Raw genomic sequence first — 19,462 nt, forward strand, 5'->3', positions numbered from 1 at the left:
TGAATTTTTTTACTGCGGAGGCAGTTATGATTCTTCCAGTTATTATGGCAGGCGGTACTGGTAGCCGTTTATGGCCAATGTCTCGGGAACTGTATCCTAAACAATTCCTGCGCCTAAATGGTGAGCAATCAATGCTACAGGATACCGTAACACGTTTGGATGGCCTGAATGTCTCAGGACCACTGCTTATCTGCAACGAGCAACACCGCTTTTTAGCCGCTGAACAACTTCGTCAAATCAACCAGCTGTCTAATAATATTATCCTTGAGCCGGTTGGCCGCAATACCGCCCCGGCAATCGCACTTGCTGCTTTGAGTGCCACCGCCAACGGTGAAGATCCACTTTTACTGGTTTTGGCTGCCGATCACGTCATCGAAAACAAGGATGCTTTCCACCAGGCAATCCAGTTAGCAACGCCTTTGGCAGAGCAGGGCAAGCTGGCCACCTTTGGTATAGTGGCAACTGGCCCAGAGACGGGTTATGGCTATATTCAACGTGGTGATTCTTTCGGCGAGTCAGCGTTTAACGTAAAACGATTCGTAGAGAAACCGGATCTGCCAACTGCAACTGAATATCTTGCCAGCGGTGAATACTACTGGAACAGCGGGATGTTCCTGTTTAGCGCGAAGCGTTATCTGGAAGAGCTGGGTGAATTCAGACCAGACATCCTGGCTGCATGTCAGCTGGCAATGGCTGATGTGAAGATTGATTCGGTGCAGGACTTTATTCGTGTCGATCTTGAAGCCTTCTCTGCCTGCCCGGATGAGTCCGTTGACTACGCCGTAATGGAAAAAACAACGGACGCCGTTGTTATCGCTCTGGATGCTGGTTGGAATGACGTTGGTTCGTGGTCAGCCCTTTGGGAAGTAAACGAGCGTGATGATAATGGTAATGCACTGACTGGCGATATCTTCACGCATAAAGCCTCGAACTGCTATATCAATACCGATGACACTTTAGTTGCAGCAATCGGCGTTGAGAACCTGGTGATTGTTAACACCAAAGATGCCGTACTGGTCATTGATAAATCGCAGGTTCAGGACGTGAAGAAGGTTGTTGAGTTCCTTAAGTCTAACGACCGTCGTGAATACCGAGTGCATCGCGAATCTTACCGTCCCTGGGGCCACCACGACAAAGTGGTTGATGCGCCTCGCTATCAGATCAACCGCGTAACGGTTAAGCCTGGTGGAAAGTTCTCGTTGCAGAAACATTTACATCGTGCGGAACACTGGGTTGTGCTGGCAGGAACTGCGGAAGTGACTCTTGAAGGCAAAACCTATCTGCTGACTGAAAACCAGTCCACCTTTATTCCGATCGGTTCTGTCCACATGCTGGAAAACCCGGGGAAAATCCCGTTGGAACTTCTGGAGATTTCTTCCGGTTCCTATCTGGGCGAAGATGACATCATTCGATTAAAAGACCATTACGGCCATTGCTAATTTCAGGGAAAAAATATGTCTGGTGAATTAACGTGTTTTAAAGCTTACGATATCCGCGGAAAACTAGGCGCAGAGCTTAATGAAGATATCGCCTACCGCATTGGTCGTGCCTACGGTGAATACCTTAAACCAAAGCAAATGGTGCTGGGCGGCGATGTTAGACTGACAAGTGAAGGCCTTAAGCTGGCGCTGGCCAAAGGGTTACAGGATGCCGGTACTGACGTAATCGATATCGGCCTGACCGGAACGGAAGAGATCTACTTCGCAACTTCATACCTGAAAGTTGATGGTGGCATTGAAGTTACCGCCAGCCATAACCCGTTAGACTATAACGGTATGAAACTGGTGCGTGAGGAATCGAAGCCGATCAGCGGTGATACCGGGCTGAGAGACATTCAGAAACTGGCTGAAGCTAACGACTTCCCTGCAATAAATGAAAGCAAACGTGGTTCTTACAAACAGCTTTCCATTCTGGATGCGTATGTTGACAAGCTGCTTAGCTATGTTGATTTAAACAACTTCAACCGCCCGTTGAAGCTGGTTCTGAACTCAGGCAATGGCGCGGCGGGCCACGTTGTGGATGCAGTGGAAGCTCGCTTTAAGCAGGCGGGTGTAAATGTAGAGTTCATTAAGGTTCACCATACTCCAGACGGTAACTTCCCTAACGGTATTCCTAACCCGCTGCTGCCTGAATGCCGCCAGGACACGACGGATGCAGTTGTTGCCCATCAGGCAGATATGGGAATCGCTTTCGACGGTGACTTCGATCGCTGTTTCCTGTTTGATAATCAGGGTAACTTTATTGAAGGCTACTATATCGTTGGACTGCTGGCCGCAGCCTTCCTCGAGAAAAACCCAGGCTCACGCATTATTCACGATCCTCGTCTAAGCTGGAATACGGTAGACATTGTTGAAAAAGCGGGTGGCGTACCTGTGATGTCTAAAACCGGCCACGCGTTTATCAAAGAGCGTATGCGCCTGGAAGATGCCGTGTACGGCGGTGAAATGAGTGCGCATCACTACTTCCGTGATTTTGCTTACTGCGACAGCGGTATGATCCCATGGTTGCTGGTTGCCGAACTGCTATGTGTTAAAGGCAAAACTCTCAGTGAACTCGTTGGTGACCGCATGGCCGCTTACCCGGCATCGGGCGAAATCAATAGTTCATTAGAAGCTCCGAAAGAAGCAATTGCTCGCGTACTCGAAAAGTATCAGGGCGATGCTATTAATGTTGATTATACCGATGGAATCAGCGTTGAGTATGCTGACTGGCGCTTCAATCTCCGCAGTTCTAACACCGAACCTGTTGTTCGTTTGAATGTTGAATCACGTGCCAACGAAGATTTAATGAAGTTAAGAACGAATGAAATTCTGGAAATTTTACGTAAGTAATCTATTTCTGACAGGTGGGGCTACCCACCTGTATAAATCATTATTTCAAAATCTTGATGTGATAATAAGTATGTAATCTTTTCATCAGGGTTAATATTTAAGCCAGAGGGTATTATATGTCTACGGATAAAAACATCGGCATTGTTGTTGATTGGTTAGTAACTTATGCTGGTGCCGAGCGAGTAGTGAAGGATTTTGTGGATGTTTATCCAAACTCTGAGCTGTATTCTGTCGTTGAATTTCTGAATGATGATGCAAAAAAACTTTTCCATAACAAAAAAGTTAATACTACTTTCATTCAAAAATTCCCTTCAGCGAAAAAGAAGTATCAAAAATATCTTCCCTTCATGACACTAGCTGTAGAACAGCTTGATGTTTCAAAACATGATGTAGTTCTGTCCAGCAGTCATGCAGTTGCAAAAGGTGTTTTAACAGGGCCAGATCAACTGCATATCAGCTATGTTCACTCGCCAATTCGCTATGCCTGGGATATGCAGCATCAGTATTTACGAGAAGCGGGTTTGAATAAAGGAATAAAAGGATTCCTGGCCAAATGGTTGTTGCATAAAGTACGAGTGTGGGATTACAGGACGGCAAGCGGTGTAGATCATTTCATTGCTAACTCTCAGTTTATTGCTCGCAGAATTAAGAAAGTTTACGGGCGTGAAGCTGATGTCATTTATCCACCGGTAGATGTTGATAGATTTACCTTGCATGATAAAAAAGATGACTTCTATTTTACAGCTTCACGTATGGTACCTTACAAGCGTATCGATTTGATTGTTGAAGCCTTCAGTAAAATGCCGGATAAAAAGCTAGTCGTTATCGGTGATGGTTCTGAAATGGCTAAAATCAAGTCTAAAGCCGGAAGTAACGTTGTGATCATGGGATATCAGCCAAACGAAGTTATGGTTGATCATATGCAAAGGGCTAAAGCGTTTGTTTTTGCGGCAGAGGAAGATTTTGGTATAACTTCAGTAGAAGCACAGGCATGCGGCACACCTGTGATCGCTTTCGGTAAAGGTGGTGCACTGGAAACGATTCGTCCTTACGGAGTTGTAAAACCAACGGGCATATTTTTCGAACATCAAACTATTGAGTCGGTGATAGATGCGGTTAAAAAGTTCGATGAAATTAATGATGCAATCACACCTCAAAATTGTCGTGAAAATGCTGTACGCTTCTCAAGCGAAAGATTTAAGAAGGAAATTGCTGATTACGTTGAGGAAAAATGGTCTTTATTTAACGAAAACAAAAAAATTCGTTACTAATTTAATGATGATTGGGTTTGTCGCAAACTCGACCTAAGATCATAACGCAATTATCTGATGCCATAAATACACCTAATCACTTCAGGTTGTTGACCTACAGCTAACAAGAGTGACAATAGAATGACAATTCTACATCATCGAACACGCTCTAATGCAAATGCATCATTGATTTCAATGGTGCAACGATTTTCTGATATCTCTATTATATTTCTAGGTTTATATATTGTTGCCTATTTTAACGATCGGCAGTTCGATTATAAACATGTATTGATTGCACTCGTGGTTCTGGTTGTCTTCCAAATGATTGGGGGAATGACCGATTTCTACCGCTCATGGCGAGGAGTGAAGTCTTCCGCTGAGTTGATCCTGATCTCCAAAAACTGGACGTTAAGTCTGTTACTCACCTTAGGATTGAGCTCACTGCTAAGTGACTTTGACTTAAGCTTTAAAATATTCATTCAATGGTACCTTGTTGTTGTTGCTGGATTCCTTATTTGCCGTATGGCTATTCGCATTGGTTCCGGCATGTTAAGGAAAATGGGTTACAACACTCGTAAGGTTGCTGTTGTAGGAACAATGCCTGCGGGCATCAACTTGATCAGCAGTTTTCTTGACGAGCCGTGGATGGGATTCGTGGTTGTTGGAATTTATGATGAACAACCGATTGAAATGAGTAACGGCATCAATTACGCGGGTGATTTTGACAAGCTAATAGAAGATGCTCGTGAAGGAAAACTGGACCGTATCTACATCGCTATGAGCATGAAAGATGAGTCCAAAATTAAAGATATTGTCAAACGCTTAACGGATACGACCTGCTCTGTTTTACTGATACCGGACGTTTTCACTTTTAATATTCTTCAGTCTCGTACTGAGGAGATCAATGGTGTGCCGGTGGTCCCATTATTTGATACGCCTCTTAGCGGTATCAATATGGTATTCAAGCGTCTTGAAGACATCATTGTGTCATCGATTATTCTGCTGTTTATCTCGCTGCCGTTGATTGTTATTGCCTGTGCTGTGAAGATGAGTTCTCCTGGCCCGGTTATCTTCCGCCAGATTCGTTATGGCATGGACGGTAAACCGATTATGGTCTGGAAGTTCCGAACCATGTCAGTGATGGAGAATGGTGCTAAAGTCACCCAGGCCAAGCAAAATGATCCTCGCGTGACCAAACTCGGTAAGTTTTTACGCAATACTTCACTGGATGAGCTGCCGCAGTTCTTTAACGTGCTTTTTGGTCAGATGTCCGTAGTGGGGCCGCGCCCACATGCCGTTGCGCACAATGAACAGTATCGTTCGCTAATTGAAGGCTATATGCTGCGCCACAAAGTTAAACCAGGGATTACAGGTTTGGCCCAGATTAACGGCTTCCGTGGTGAAACAGATACCTTGGAAAAAATGCAAAAGCGCGTTGACTTCGACCTGATCTATATTCGTGGTTGGAGTATTTGGTTAGATCTGAAAATTATATTCCTGACTTTTTTTAAAGGCTTTGTTAATAAAGCTGCGTATTGATTTTAGACATTCTTTAAAGAATGTGTTGGACATGATGTTAAGACGAGTAAAAAATCCGCCATGCGGTTTTTTTACTTTATAATCCTTATGCTTGATTTCGCCAATCCCTTTGCATATTCTTTCCGTCGAAACAAATGACTCGGGGTGCCCGTCCTTTTCTTTGAGGATACGGCTGAGAAAAACCCGCATAACCTGAACTGGATAATGCCAGCGGAGGGAAGTCAGATGCCTCCAACCGGCATCGCCTTCTTGATCGCCGGTTGGGAGTATAAATGAGCCAACCCCTTCCCCTCAGCCACCACGATGTGGCGCACTCTCTGGCGCTGTTCCGCCAGCAATCCCCCCTTATTCACTGCATGACCAATGATGTAGTACAGACCTTTACGGCCAACGTTCTGCTGGCGCTGGGTGCATCGCCGGCGATGGTGATCGATGCCGAAGAGGCCGCGCAGTTCAGTGCGGTAGCCAGCGCGCTGCTGGTCAATGTCGGCACGCTGACGCGCTCGCGCAGCGCGGCGATGCTGGCGGCGGTGGAGTCAGCAAACCGTGCAGGGCGCAGCTGGTCGCTGGACCCGGTAGCGGTCGGTGCGTTAGCGTTCCGTACTGAATTCTGTCATCAGCTGCTGAATCATCAACCTGCCGCCATTCGCGGTAATGCCTCAGAGATTATGGCGCTGGCAAAAGAAGCGGTATCCGGCCGCGGGGTGGATTCTCAGCATCAGTCCGATGCCGCGATCCCGGCCGCGCACAAGCTCGCTTTGCAGAGCGGGGCGGTTGTGGCGGTCACCGGAGAAGTGGACTTTATTACTGACGGTCAGCGTACTCTCAGTGTCAGCGGCGGTTCACCGTTGATGATGCGTGTGGTCGGTACCGGCTGCGCGCTGTCGGCGGTGGTGGCGGGGTTTGCTTCGCTGCCCGGCGATCGTCTGACCCACGTTGCCAGCGCCTGCCGTGTGGTATCGCTGGCCGGCGAGCGTGCCGCCGCGATCGCATCAGGACCGGGGAGCTTTATCCCTGCCTTCCTGGATGCGCTCTATTTATTGACCCCGGAGGAACTGGCATGAAGCGAATTAATGCACTGACCATTGCCGGTACCGATCCCAGCGGCGGAGCGGGTATCCAGGCGGATCTGAAAGCGTTCTCGGCGCTGGGCGCTTACGGCACCAGCGTGATCACCGCGCTGGTTGCGCAGAACACCCGGGGCGTGCAGTCGGTTTATCGTATTGAGCCGGATTTCGTTGGCGCGCAGCTGGATTCAGTGCTGTCGGATGTACGTATCGATGCGATCAAAATCGGTATGCTGGCGGAATCCGACATTGTGGAAGTCGTAGCCGAGCGTTTGCAGGCAGCGACCACGCCCTGGATTGTGCTGGATACGGTGATGCTGGCGAAAAGCGGCGATCCGCTGCTTTCTCAGCAGGCGGTTGCCACACTGCGCGAACGCCTGCTGCCGCAGGTGTCGATTATCACACCGAATCTGCCGGAGGCTGCCGCGCTGCTGGGTTGCCCGATGGCGAGCAACGAGCAGGAGATGCGCGAGCAGGGCAGGGGACTGTTGGCGATGGGCTGCCAGGCGGTGCTGATGAAGGGTGGCCATCTCAGCGAGTCGGAAAGCCCGGACTGGCTGTTCACGCGCGAGCTGGAGCAGCGTTTCACCGCGACGCGTGTCAATACCCGCCATACCCACGGCACCGGCTGCACGCTCTCTGCGGCGCTGGCCGCGCTGCGCCCGCGCCATGATAACTGGGTGGCAACCGTGCAGGTGGCGAAGACCTGGCTGCAGGGTGCGCTGGAGCAGGCGGATTCACTCGAAGTCGGGCAGGGGATTGGTCCGGTACATCACTTCCACAAATGGTGGTAATGAATGCAGGGGCAAACGCGCTTTTGTGCGCATTAGTCTGAAAAATCCAGTCAGCAGTTTGCCTGGTTAAAGGTTTAGGTTCACCCTGTTGAGGTCAGAAATCAGTCGTGTTTCTGAACAGCGGGCCATTTGACCGTTGGCTGGTCGTGGCCCTCCCTACCTTTGACAGGAGTTATCATGACGGACATCGTACAGTTATTGGGCAAAGAAGCAGATTCTCTTTTGCAACATCGCTGCATGACTATTCCAGCAGACAGCCTCTATCTTCCGGGATCGGATTACGTAGATCGGGTGATGGTTGATAATAACCGTCCTCCGGCGGTTTTACGCAATATGCAAACCCTGTATAACACCGGTCGTTTAGCCGGGACAGGTTACCTCTCTATCCTGCCGGTTGACCAGGGTGTTGAGCACTCCGCCGGCGCCTCTTTCGCCGCGAACCCGCTGTACTTCGACCCGAAGAATATCGTCGAGCTGGCAATTGAAGCGGGCTGTAACTGCGTCGCTTCCACCTATGGCGTGCTGGCTTCCGTTTCCCGCCGCTATGCACACCGCATTCCGTTTATGGTTAAGCTGAACCATAACGAAACCCTCAGTTATCCTACCCAGTACGATCAGACCCTGTATGCCAGCGTTGAGCAGGCCTTCAACCTCGGTGCGGTTGCCGTGGGGGCGACGATCTATTTCGGTTCAGAACAGTCGCGCCGTCAGATCGAAGAGATCTCGGTGGCGTTTGAGCGCGCACACGAGCTGGGGCTGGTCACGGTGCTGTGGGCCTATCTGCGCAACAATGACTTTAAAAAAGACGGTGTGGATTACCATGCCAGTGCGGATCTCACCGGTCAGGCGAACCATCTGGCAGCGACTATCGGTGCTGACATCGTTAAGCAGAAAATGGCGGAAAATAACGGCGGCTACAAGGCGGTGAACTTCGGTCATACCGATGAGCGGGTTTACAGCAAGCTGACCACCGATAACCCCATCGACCTGGTACGCTACCAGCTGGCTAACTGCTACATGGGACGAGCGGGACTGATTAATTCCGGCGGTGCAGCAGCGGGGGATACCGATATTGCGGAGTCCGTACGTACTGCCGTGATTAATAAGCGCGCCGGAGGAATGGGGTTGATTCTTGGCCGTAAAGCATTCAAGAAATCAATGAAAGACGGCGTGGCACTTATTAATTCCGTTCAGGATGTCTATCTGGATAAAAAAGTCACCATAGCTTAATAATATGAAAGGCGGACATAAAATATCCGCCTTTCATATCCTGCCACTTACTATATAAAACACCCTGGTGTTGGCGCAATCTTCCCACCAACAAACGACTAACTCAAATGCGGTACGTGGGTCAGACTTTTGGCCGGATTAATTATCTGGAACAGCACTTTAGTCCGCTTTGATTTGCTTTTTTTCTTCAGGTTATTTTTATGAGAAAGGTACGGTCTTCAGCTTGATATTAATATGCTCAGAAATCTCTATCGAGCTTCTTTCTTTCATCCACAAACTGAGTATTTCAGATTCACGTTTGCTGAATGACAGCGGTGTTTCATCAGCCGGGTAGAGTCCAACAGGTTGAGATTCCTGCTTTAATCTGTTGTTTGCAAAAAAGGTTTTTTACTGTGCTGATTGACACGTTCTGCGCCATAATCACCACGTTCGGCTTGATGTAAATGTAATCTTCAAATGATGAATGAACCACCCGCATAAAGATAATAAACAGAGTTTCTGGATTCATTGCAATCAGTTTTTTTATCTCTTCCTGTCGTTTTCAGTGCTGTAGATGGATTCGCAAATAAACGCTATTTGGGTAGAGTTTTGCTGTAATAGTCGTGCGCAGTTAGGAAGATTATCCAGCAGATGAATATCCTTTTTTTTACCGCCTGCTTCATTGATAACGCTTTTTAATCCATGGCTGAAATAATCATATTTATTTAATATGATATAACTCATAAAGTACAGCCTTATTTAAGTTGGTTGACTGCAATGATTGCTGTTATTTATTATGAAACACTAAGTATCGATAACGAATAGTGATGACGTCTGAAGAAAATCAGCAGGTGCTGATATTAATAAAATATCAGGGTTCGCTAATTATGCCGATCTTGTGATGTAGATCTACTATAAATGCTCAGTGTACAGCCGCAAATGTCTTACACCGTCAATTCTTGTTTGTACGCCTCATTGATAGCGAAAAAAGAGGGGCGGGGCGTATTTTTCACCCCGAAGCGCTGTTTTATACAGCTTCAAACCACTCGCTATTCTGTTCTGCTATCGGAGTTATAGAGAAGATCATCTCCTGCAGATGAGTGCGCATGGCGCTTTCAGCAGCATTAGCGTCTTTCGCCACCAGCGCCTGATAGATTTTCCAGTGCTGCTCTATCAAACTCTCCGGCGGCGAGACCTTGCTGAGGGTCAGAAAACGCACCCGATCCATGGTGGCTTTAATATTCTCTACCGTTTCCCACGCCAGTCCGCAGTCGATGCTTTCGGCTATCAGACGGTGGAACTCATCGTCCAGCACCAGGAATGCCTGACTGTCGCGGCGTTCTGCCGCCAGTTTTTGCAGCTGAAGGTTATGCTCAAGCGCAGCCAGCCCGGTTGCACTGGCTTCCTGTGCCGCTCTGCGCACCACGGCCACTTCCACGGCTTCGCGGATAAAGCGCCCGTCGGCCACCCGCTGCGCCGATATCTTGCGCACGAAGGTGCCTCGCTGCGGCAGTACCTGTACCAGCCCGGCCTCGGCCAGTTTGATAAAGGCTTCGCGCACCGGCTGGCGAGAGACGTTAAAACGCGTAGAGACGTCTTTTTCGGACAGCAGGCAGCCGGGAGGAATGGCGCAGGTCACAATTTCATGGCGCAGATAGCGGTAAATCTGCTGATTTACCGGTTCGCTGGCGGTAATGGTATATACAATCGACATTCGGCAATGTCCCTTTAGCGGCAGGTCATCTCAACCCGTCTGCGCATGGTAGCAAAGCGTTCAGTCTAATCAGCAAGATGGCGGAGCGCCAGGGCTTTATCGGCCCCGGCTTACAGGCGGTGCAAATGCGGTCAACTGGCCTGGCTGACCAGCCGGTGAACGGTCCTTTTCGCCCCCTGATCCAGCAGCAGGCGATAGAAATGATTCACCCTGGCGACAAACGCGGTGCTGGCGGGCAGATCGTGGCCGAATACGCTGCTCAGCTCCAGCAGCGCGGCGACACGTTCGCTGCCTTCCCGGCTCCCGGCCACGCGCTGAGCCAGCTCCGCGCGCAGCGGATCGTTGATGTTAATTGCTTCTCCCTGCTCGCTGACGCCGCCAACGTAGCGCATCCAGCCCGCCACGCCCAGCGCCAGCAGATCGAAATCACTACCGTGCTGCAGGTGCCAGCGAATACTGTCCAGCCAGCGCTGCGGCAGCTTCTGCGTACCGTCATTGGCAATCTGCGCGGTGCGATGTTTGATCGCACGGTTGCGATAACGGGCAATCAGCGAATCGGCATAGGCTTCCAGGTCCACTCCGCTCATGCGCAGGGTTACCGCCTGCTCCGACAGCATCAGGCGGCGCGCGGCCAGCAGAAACAGCTCGTCATCCATGCAGTCGCTGATGTGCTCGTAGCCTGCCAGATTTCCCAAATAGGCAAGAAAGGAGTGGCTGCCGTTGAGCATGCGCAGCTTCATCTCTTCGAACGGCAGCACGTCCTTCACCAGTTCGGCCCCCGCCAGCTCCCAGCGCGGGCGCCCGCTGACGAAATTATCCTCAATCACCCACTGGAAAAACGGCTCACATACCACGCCTGCCGGATCGTCGCAGCCCAGCTGTTCGCGCAGCGCACGGTGCGTTTCTTCGGTCATCGCCGGAACAATCCGGTCAACCATGGTAGAGGGGAAGGTGAGGTTCTCTGCAATCCATTCCGCCAGTTCAGGCTCCTGCTGGCGCGCCAGCTGGCTAACCACCCGGCAGGTAACGTGACCGTTTTCCGGCATATTGTCGCAGGACATCACGCTAAACGGTTGCAGCCCCCGTTCGCGGCGGCGGCGGATGGCGGCCAGAATAATCCCCGGCAGTGACTGCGGCGCATCGGGATTCGCCAGGTCGTGAACGATCGCCGGATGCTGCAGATTCAGCTCGCCGCTTGCCGGATGGTGGCAGTAACCTTTTTCGGTTACCGTCATCGACACAATCGCCACATCCGGCTGGCTTAGCGCGTTAATCACCGCCTCCACGCCGTCCGACTGGCCGTGCAGCGCCTGGGTGACCACGCCAATAATCCGCAGATCCAGCCGGTCATCGGCCATTTCCGCCACGCTGTAGCACAGCTGCTGCTGGCGTAGGGCGTGAATGGCATCGCCGTTGTTCAGATTGATCTCGCAGTAGCCCCAGTCGCTGCCCTGTTCGTTGGCCAGCCTGTCGCTGCAAACGGCCTGGTGCGCGCGATGAAAGGCACCGAAGCCGATATGCACCATACGCGTTTGCAATGCCTGGCGGTTATAAGCGGGTTTCTGCACGCCGGCAGGAAGATTCTCCACAGACAACATAAATTATCCTTAATTGAAAGTGCGGGGGAGCGCCCCGCACAACCATTTAAACTGAAACAGCCTTACTGTATTTTTTCGGCGGACGCACCACCACCAGCACCAGCAGGGCACCCAGCGCGGCAATACCCCCGGCCAGGATAAAGGCGCTATCGAACTTACCGGTATGCTGCACGATAAAGCCGGTAGCAATCGGTCCGATAATCCCGGAGATGCTGCCGATCAGGTGGATAAAGCCGCTGATGCTGCCCACGCGGCTTTTGTGTACCACGTCCTGAATTATCGCCCAGTAAATCGCCCCGGTGATATACAGGAAGAAGATAGATACCGACATCAGCCCAACGGCTGGCACCACATCTTTCACTGTCCCCGCACAGGTCACGCAAATTGCGGCAGCGAACAGGCACACCACCAGCACAATTTTTCGCGACAGCAGCAGTTTGCCCGTCATACGGAAAATCTTGTCGGAGATGATTCCACCCAGTGCCAGGCCAACGAAACCGACAATCCACGGGATCGTGGTGGTAATACTCATCGCCTTAATATCCAGGCCATGCGACTGCACCAGATACGCCGGGAACCAACTGAGGAAGAAGAACAAAATATAGTTGTAGCAGAAGAAGGCGAAGGCGGTGACCAGAATAATCGGCTGACGCAGGTAGTGGCCCAGGCCGTGCCGGGACTGTGAAAGTTCTTCTTCGGCGCTCAGCTGTTCGTCTTTCAGCTGGGCAATCAGGGCGCGCTCGCGCTCGCCGATCAGCTTGCTCTTCAGCGGGTTATCGGCGGCGATAAAGAACCACACCACCATCCAGATAATGCCGATCGAACAGATAATGGCGAACGCCGGGCGCCAGCCGAAAGCCAGCGACAGATAGCCGATAATCGGGCCAGCAATCGCGCCGCCAAGCGGTGAACCGGCGCTGAGCAGCCCCATCGCAGTCGCCGCCTGTTTTTTCGGGAACCAGCCGTTGATCGCCTTGTTGGCCGAGGCGCAGATCGGGCCCTCCGCCATGCCGAACAGAATGCGCAGGATCAGCATCGACCAGAAGCCGGTCGCCAGTGCGGTAAAACCGCAGAACAGCGACCACATGCCCACCGCCACGCCGAGGGTAATGGTCGGGCCGAAGCGGTCCGTTGCCAGGCCGCCGACAAAGTTAAAAATCGCATAGCCGAAGAAGAAGCTGCCAAAAATCAGGCCGAACTCTTCGGCATTCAGCATCAGGTCTTTCTCGATCATCGGCACGGTCAGCGACAGCGCCACGCGATCGAGGTAGTTGATCATATAAACCAGGAACAGCAGCAGTACGATGGTCCAGCGCAGGTTTTTAATCATCATGACTCCTCCCCCCTCTTTCCGGCCTGCTGGCGGTTGGGGGCTGTAGGTAGAGGTATTGTGGCCGGAGGACTGGGTCAAACCCTTCGGTGTTTTTGCTAGCTGACTTTTAAAATCACTTTGCAGCAGCTGCGCGGGTCCTTCTCAAACAGGGTCATCGCCTGTTCAATCTGGCTGAGCGGCAGGGTATGGGTGACCAGTTTTTCCGGCTCGATCAGCCCCTGTTCAATCCAGCTAATCACCTGCGGGAAGCGGTTGCTGTTCAGTCGGGAGGTAAACACCGACAGCTCTTTGCTGGTCAGGCTTTGCTGGGTGATAGCGCAGGGTTCGCCGGAGAATCCGAGCAGGCCGATGCGCCCTGCGGGCGAAGACAGCGCGGCCGCTTCGGCGAAAATCGACGGATGGCAGGCGGCATCAATAATCAGTGTTGGCTGCACGCCATCGAGCTGTTCTGCCAGCGGGATTTCGCTGTTGTTCAGTGCGCGATCCGCACCGTTGTTCAGCGCCAGAGTCAGTCGTTCCGTTATCCGGTCGGCGACGATCACCATCTTCACGCCGTAAACGCCTTTCAGCACCTGGATTGCGGTCAGACCCATCGGCCCGGCACCGTAGATCAGCGCCACGTCATCGGGCTGCGGCTGTAAAAACGCGGTAATGTTGGCGGCGATGGTAAACGGTTCGACCAGGCTGGCCAGCGTATCGGGAATGCTTTCCGGCAGCCGCCAGGCATTCTCGGCGGGAGCCAGCGCATATTCGCTGAAGCCGCCGTCGCGATGCACGCCGATCACCTGCAGCTCTTTGCAGACGTTAGGCCGGCCGATGGAGCAGGGGTAGCAGTGCCCGCAGCTGACCACCGGATCGACCGCCACGCGCTCGCCAATACGCGTGCTGTCCACGCCGTCGCCCACGGCATCAATCCGGCCAAAAAACTCGTGGCCGATGGTCCGGGGGTAGCGGGCAAAAGGATTATGGCCGTGCCAGATATGCACATCGGACCCGCAGATGCTGGCGTACTGCACCTTCACTCGTACTTCACCCGCTTCCGGCAGCGGCAGCGGACGTTGCTGAATTTGCAGATCGCCCGGGCGTTCAATAACCACGCTTTTCATCATGTTCTCCTTACCAGTTCCACAGTGTGCCGTCTTCCAGACGGGCAACGGGCAGATACGCCGGTTCATAGGGATATTTCGCCGCCAGCTTTTCATCGAACTCAATGCCGAGGCCCGGCTTATCGCCCGGATGCATATAGCCGTTATCAAACGTCCAGCTGTGCGGGAACACTTCCAGCATCTGCTCGGAGTAGCCCATGTACTCCTGCACGCCGAAGTTTGGCACCCACAGATCGAAGTGCAGGGCGGCGGCCATGCAGATCGGCGACAGGTCACTCGGTCCGTGAGAGCCGGTCCGTACCTGATACAGCGAGGCGAAGTCGGCGATGCGGCGCATGCCGGTAATGCCGCCCGCGTGGGTGATGGTAGTGCGGATATAGTCGATCAGCTGTTCTTCAATCAGCTGCTTGCAGTCCCAGATGCTGTTAAATACTTCGCCCACCGCAATCGGCGTGACGGTGTGCTGGCGGATCAGGCGGAAGCTCTCCTGGTTTTCGGCCGGGGTCGGGTCTTCCATCCAGAACAGGCGATAGTCCTCCACGCTTTTGCCGAAGCGCGCGGCTTCAATTGGCGTCAGGCGGTGGTGCATGTCGTGCAGCAGGTGTTCATCAAAGCCGAATTTGTTACGGATGGCATCGAATAGTTTTGGCGTGAAGTCGAGGTATTTTTCGGTTGACCACAGCTGCTCTTCCGGCCGTGCGCCCTTGGTTGCCGGTTCATAGGTTTCTCCTTTGCCCTTGGCCATACCGTAGGTGGTTTTCATTCCCGGCACGCCGCACTGGGCGCGAATAGCTTTGAAACCCAGCTCTTTATGTTTGGCGTAGTCGTCCATCACTTCATCGATGCTGTGGCCGGTGGTATGGCAATAAACCATTACTCCGGTACGCGATGCGCCGCCGAGCAGCTGGTAAAGCGGCATATTGGCGGCTTTGGCTTTGATATCCCACAGCGCCTGGTCAACGGCAGAGATCGCGGACATGGTGACCGGCCCGCGGCGCCAGTAGGCTCCCTTGTAGAAGAACTGCCAGATATCTTCGATCTGGTGGGCATCGCGGCCGATCAGCTGCGGGCAGACGTGATCTTTCAGGTAGGACGCGACGGGCAGTTCGCGGCCGTTGAGCGTGGCGTCACCGATCCCGGTGAGTCCCTGATCGGTGGTGAGCTTCAGGGTGACAAAGTTTCTGCCGGGGCAGGTGACAAACACTTCCGCTTTAACAATTTTCATTTCAATTCGCCTTGTTGACTCGCTATGGCGCAAAATTACGCTAATAACGTACTACCATACAAGTTGGATTGGTTGGATTTTCGAGAGCGATCACAGATTGGGGGGAGGCGCTGAGCCTTGGTTTTTTTTAATGCGCTGTGAGATGGGTGTTTGGGGTTCAGCCTCTGCTGCTGCTTCAGGGCGGTCCTCGCGCCGCGTTGCGGTACCCTCGGTTACGCCATTGTGCCGGTCGGACCGGCCAGGATTGAACATCCCTGTTCAAACCCGGCCTGACGCCAGCATCCCTGCTGTCGTCTCCTGGCGCAATGGCTCCACCTCAGCGCTGCGGATGTCCTTACGCAGCAGCAGAGGATGCCCCCTCCAGGCAATTTCATCGCTTTTTTGCTTTTGAGTTTTCAGGCAACACGAAAGTCAGATAGCAGGCGGGTTGTGCCCCCGAGAGGGCAATCCACAGCGCTGAACAGAGAGAGGAAGCCAGGATTCACCCGCATGGACGCGGGTGAAAGTCACAGCCGCGCAGGACGCGCGTCTGTGACGGTCCGACAGGCTGACGAACGAAGTGAAGGGACCGCAACACGGCGCGAGGACCAGCCCGAACGGGGGCACAGCCCGCCAGCGTTAACTTCCAACTCTGCAAGCAACACAGTACAAATCCCCGGTGTGCACATTTTTCTTGCTGTTGAATCGGTATCTGGGGTTCAGCCTCTGCTGCTGCTTCAGGGCTGTCCTCGCGCCACGCGTTGCGTGGTGCCTTCGGTTACAGCTGCTGGCCTGCCGGCTCGGCGGAGACGGTACATCCTTGTACCGACCCCGCCTGACGCCAGCTTCCCTGCTGGCATCTCCTGGCCATCAGCTTCCACCTCAGCGCTGCGGATGCCCTTACACAGCAGCAGAGGCTGTCCCCTCCAACAATTTCATCGCTTTTTTTGGGGACTTCAGGCTACACGAAAATTTGAAAGCAGGCTGGTTGTGCCCCCGAGCGGGCAATCCGCAGCGCTGAACGGAGAGAGGAAGCCAGGATTCGGCCGCATGGACGCGGCCGAAAGTCACAGCCGCGCAGGACGCGCGTCTGTGACGGTCCGACAGGCAGACGAACGAAGTGAAGGGACCGCAACGCGGCGCGAGGACGCCCGAACGGGGGCACAACCAGTCAGCGCTAACTAACGACCCTGCAAACAGCGGCCCTACAAACACCGAATCCAAAACTACGCCAGCAACTCACACGACGGCGGCAACCGACACTCCAGCGCATCCGGCATCACCTCAATCTTAAACTTCGTCCCCGTCAGCGGCTCGCCGTCCAGATTAAACGTCATCTCATTCGGCGCATCAATCGTCAGCCATGGCAGCGACGCCGTAATCAAATTCGGATTCTCATCATCACTGGTTAACGTATGCAGCAGGGTTGGCAGCAGCTCCTGCGACGTCGCAATCGTCAGCTCCAGCTTGCCGTCGTTAATCAACGCCTGTGGGCAAAGACGCTGACCGCCGCCCGCCTGGCGCCCGTTGCCAATCCCAATCACCAGCGTATCACCCTGCCAGTCGAAATCCGGCCCGTGAAGATGGCAGCTGTCCGCCTTTAGCGTATCCATCCTCATCAAACCGTGAATAAAATAGGAAACGCTGCCCAGCGCAGACTTCAGCTTCTCCGGCGTTTCCGTCGTGATGCGTGTACCGAAACCACCGGTCGCCATATTGATAAAATAACGATCGCCGTTTACCCGCGCTAAATCTATGGTTGTGGCCTTACCAATAATCGCCAGCCGCAGCGCATTCTCCATCTCCAGTGGAATGCCCGCGCTGGTGGCGAAATCGTTAGCGGTACCCAGCGGTACAATACCCAGCACCGGTCGCCGTTCAGGTGGCAGACCGGCCAGCGCGGTGGCGATCTCATTAATCGTGCCGTCACCGCCGGCAGCAATCACCGTGGTGGCATTCAGATCCACGGCTTCACGCACGTAACGCTCGCCGTCACCGTGCTCCCAGGTCACGCGCACCTCCAGCCGATAACCTTCCTCGCGCAGAGTGGCAATCGCCTGGCGAAGATCCTCATTGCCCGCGCTTTTACCGTTCAAAATCGCCAGCGTGATTAAATTATTTACCATTTTTTTATTTTCCTGAAGTTCGTGGCGGATGGTTTCAAGATATAGCATATCCTGTTACAGGCGGTGAACTGTGGGGCGTCAGAAGGGAAAATTTTCGGAAAAAAGGACAAGAAAAAGCCCGGACGGGGGAGCCGACCGGGCCAATGAGGTGGTTCATTCCGCCCGGAGTTCAGCTTGATATCCGGACGTACAGAGAATGCTGTTTAATGTTTGTCTTTAGTAGCCAGCACATCATAGCCGGGAACATCACCCGGTACTGTGATCGGATTCTAAGATTGATAACCTTATGAAACTTCTTTTGCCAGTTCTGACGCGTGCGGATTGCGGGTGGTGGTGCCTTCGAGATTACGCATCAGCAGTGCAAATTGCAGATCCATTTCTTCGGGCAGCGGCAACCACACCAGATGTCCGTTGCCCGGCGCCACCTCAATCGCCTGCGCCTTGCCGTTCTCCATCTGCGTCAGGGTGAAGCTGATATTGCCCGACGGGGTCATCAACTCCAGACTGTCGCCGACGCTGAATTTATTCTTCACGTCAACCTGTGCCAGCGCGCCACGACGTTCACCGGTAAATTCACCAACGAACTGCTGACGGTCGGAAACCGAATAGCCCGCGTCGTAGCTCTGATAGCTGTCGTGCGTGTGGCGGCGCAGGAAGCCTTCGGTATAGCCTCGGTGCGCCAGCCCTTCCAGCGTCTCCAGCAGAGCGGGGTCGAACGGCTTACCGGCGGCGGCATCGTCGATGGCGCGGCGGTAAACCTGGGCCGTACGCGCACAGTAGTAAAACGACTTGGTGCGGCCTTCAATTTTCAGCGAATGCACGCCCATCCGCGTCAGCCGCTCCACGTGCGCCACCGCGCGCAGATCCTTCGAGTTCATAATGTAGGTGCCGTGTTCGTCCTCAAAGGCGGTCATATATTCGCCGGGGCGCATCGCCTCTTCAATCGTAAACACCTTGTCGGTCGGCTGGCCCACGCCCAGCGTCGGTTCAACGTTTTGCACCGCAATCGGCTGCCGGCGATGGACGATGTTGCCGATCGCATCCTCTTTGCCTTCTTCCACGTTGTATTCCCAGCGGCAGGCGTTGGTGCAGGTGCCCTGGTTCGGGTCGCGCTTGTTGATATAGCCGGAAAGCAGGCAGCGGCCGGAGTAGGCCATGCACAGCGCGCCGTGGACGAAGATCTCCAGCTCGATTCCCGGTACCTGCTGGCGAATTTCACTGATTTCTTCCAGTGACAGCTCGCGTGACAGGATCACCCGCGTTAGCCCCATCTGCTGCCAGAATTTCACCGTCGCCCAGTTCACCGCGTTGGCCTGCACCGACAGATGAATGTCCATCTGCGGGAAGGCCTCGCGCACCAGCATAATCAGCCCGGGATCGGACATAATCAGCGCATCCGGCCCCATATCGATCACCGGCTGAAGATCGCGGATAAAGGTTTTCAGCTTGGCGTTATGCGGCGCGATATTCACCACCACGTAGAGTTTTTTGCCCTGAGCGTGGGCTTCATTGATGCCAATCGCCAGATTCTGGTGGTTGAATTCGTTGTTACGCACGCGCAGGCTGTAGCGCGGCTGACCGGCGTAAACGGCATCAGCGCCATACGCGAAGGCGTAACGCATATTTTTCAGCGTGCCGGCCGGGGAGAGGAGTTCCGGTTTAAACATGTTTTCTCAGTCTGATGATGCGCC

17 protein-coding genes and 1 riboswitch are annotated in these 19,462 nt (G+C 53.3%); of the genes, 7 read left to right on the forward strand and 10 right to left on the reverse strand.

The window, feature by feature from the left end; translation table 11 throughout:
• Nucleotides 1–26: 26 nt before the first annotated feature.
• From AC07U6_RS04305 to fbaB, 7 genes are all read left to right on the forward strand, one after another.
• A complete protein-coding gene (locus tag AC07U6_RS04305) occupies nucleotides 27–1,439 on the forward strand; it encodes a mannose-1-phosphate guanylyltransferase/mannose-6-phosphate isomerase (RefSeq protein WP_494763119.1) in 1,413 nt (470 codons plus the stop codon).
• 15 nt (nucleotides 1,440–1,454) lie between these two features.
• Entirely contained in the window at nucleotides 1,455–2,831 is a 1,377-nt protein-coding gene (gene cpsG, locus AC07U6_RS04310; RefSeq protein WP_494763118.1) for a phosphomannomutase CpsG, read from the forward strand.
• Between the two features lie 116 nt (nucleotides 2,832–2,947).
• Entirely contained in the window at nucleotides 2,948–4,102 is a 1,155-nt protein-coding gene (locus tag AC07U6_RS04315) for a glycosyltransferase family 4 protein (RefSeq protein ID WP_494763117.1), read from the forward strand.
• A gap of 120 nt (nucleotides 4,103–4,222) precedes the next feature.
• A complete protein-coding gene (gene wcaJ / locus AC07U6_RS04320) occupies nucleotides 4,223–5,620 on the forward strand; it encodes an undecaprenyl-phosphate glucose phosphotransferase (RefSeq protein ID WP_494763116.1) in 1,398 nt (465 codons plus the stop codon).
• Nucleotides 5,621–5,750: 130 nt separating this feature from the next.
• Nucleotides 5,751–5,856: riboswitch (TPP riboswitch) on the forward strand.
• Between the two features lie 36 nt (nucleotides 5,857–5,892).
• The gene (gene thiM / locus AC07U6_RS04325; protein WP_494763115.1) at nucleotides 5,893–6,684 is read left to right on the forward strand and encodes a hydroxyethylthiazole kinase; all 792 of its coding nucleotides are present in this window, start codon (nucleotides 5,893–5,895) and stop codon (nucleotides 6,682–6,684) included.
• The gene (gene thiD, locus AC07U6_RS04330; protein ID WP_494763114.1) at nucleotides 6,681–7,481 is read left to right on the forward strand and encodes a bifunctional hydroxymethylpyrimidine kinase/phosphomethylpyrimidine kinase; all 801 of its coding nucleotides are present in this window, start codon (nucleotides 6,681–6,683) and stop codon (nucleotides 7,479–7,481) included. The genes thiM and thiD overlap by 4 nt, the downstream gene beginning before the upstream one ends.
• Nucleotides 7,482–7,658: 177 nt before the next feature.
• Nucleotides 7,659–8,711 carry a class I fructose-bisphosphate aldolase gene (gene fbaB, locus AC07U6_RS04335; protein WP_105591385.1) on the forward strand — a complete coding sequence of 351 codons (1,053 nt, stop codon included), beginning with the start codon at nucleotides 7,659–7,661 and terminating at the stop codon, nucleotides 8,709–8,711.
• A 198-nt stretch (nucleotides 8,712–8,909) separates the two neighbouring features.
• Here fbaB and AC07U6_RS04340 read toward each other — a convergent pair whose 3' ends face one another.
• The 10 genes from AC07U6_RS04340 to trhP form a co-directional block, all read right to left on the reverse strand.
• Complete coding sequence (locus tag AC07U6_RS04340) at nucleotides 8,910–9,023, reverse strand: LuxR C-terminal-related transcriptional regulator (RefSeq protein WP_494764518.1); 114 nt, start codon at nucleotides 9,021–9,023, stop codon at nucleotides 8,910–8,912.
• A gap of 10 nt (nucleotides 9,024–9,033) precedes the next feature.
• Entirely contained in the window at nucleotides 9,034–9,219 is a 186-nt protein-coding gene (locus tag AC07U6_RS04345) for a hypothetical protein (protein ID WP_494764788.1), read from the reverse strand.
• Between the two features lie 14 nt (nucleotides 9,220–9,233).
• On the reverse strand, nucleotides 9,234–9,434 hold the full coding sequence (locus AC07U6_RS04350) for a hypothetical protein (protein WP_494763113.1): 201 nt from the start codon (nucleotides 9,432–9,434) through the stop codon (nucleotides 9,234–9,236).
• A gap of 283 nt (nucleotides 9,435–9,717) precedes the next feature.
• Nucleotides 9,718–10,404 carry a GntR family transcriptional regulator gene (locus AC07U6_RS04355; protein WP_494763112.1) on the reverse strand — a complete coding sequence of 229 codons (687 nt, stop codon included), beginning with the start codon at nucleotides 10,402–10,404 and terminating at the stop codon, nucleotides 9,718–9,720.
• Between the two features lie 131 nt (nucleotides 10,405–10,535).
• On the reverse strand, nucleotides 10,536–12,002 hold the full coding sequence (locus tag AC07U6_RS04360) for a mannitol dehydrogenase family protein (RefSeq protein WP_494763111.1): 1,467 nt from the start codon (nucleotides 12,000–12,002) through the stop codon (nucleotides 10,536–10,538).
• A gap of 46 nt (nucleotides 12,003–12,048) precedes the next feature.
• Nucleotides 12,049–13,332, reverse strand: a complete 1,284-nt coding sequence (locus AC07U6_RS04365) for an MFS transporter (RefSeq protein ID WP_494764516.1) — start codon at nucleotides 13,330–13,332, stop codon at nucleotides 12,049–12,051.
• Between the two features lie 98 nt (nucleotides 13,333–13,430).
• Entirely contained in the window at nucleotides 13,431–14,441 is a 1,011-nt protein-coding gene (locus AC07U6_RS04370) for a Zn-dependent oxidoreductase (RefSeq protein WP_494764515.1), read from the reverse strand.
• 10 nt (nucleotides 14,442–14,451) lie between these two features.
• Nucleotides 14,452–15,666 (reverse strand): D-mannonate dehydratase ManD, encoded by a 1,215-nt coding sequence (manD, locus tag AC07U6_RS04375; protein ID WP_494763110.1) that lies wholly within the window; start codon nucleotides 15,664–15,666, stop codon nucleotides 14,452–14,454.
• Between the two features lie 1,205 nt (nucleotides 15,667–16,871).
• Entirely contained in the window at nucleotides 16,872–17,771 is a 900-nt protein-coding gene (gene yegS / locus AC07U6_RS04380) for a lipid kinase YegS (protein WP_494763109.1), read from the reverse strand.
• 284 nt (nucleotides 17,772–18,055) lie between these two features.
• Nucleotides 18,056–19,438, reverse strand: coding sequence for a prephenate-dependent tRNA uridine(34) hydroxylase TrhP (gene trhP / locus AC07U6_RS04385; RefSeq protein ID WP_494763108.1), 1,383 nt, complete (start codon nucleotides 19,436–19,438; stop codon nucleotides 18,056–18,058).
• Nucleotides 19,439–19,462: the final 24 nt, after the last annotated feature.

The sequence above is a fragment of the Erwinia sp. GW821-FHT03D09 genome (assembly GCF_059420805.1).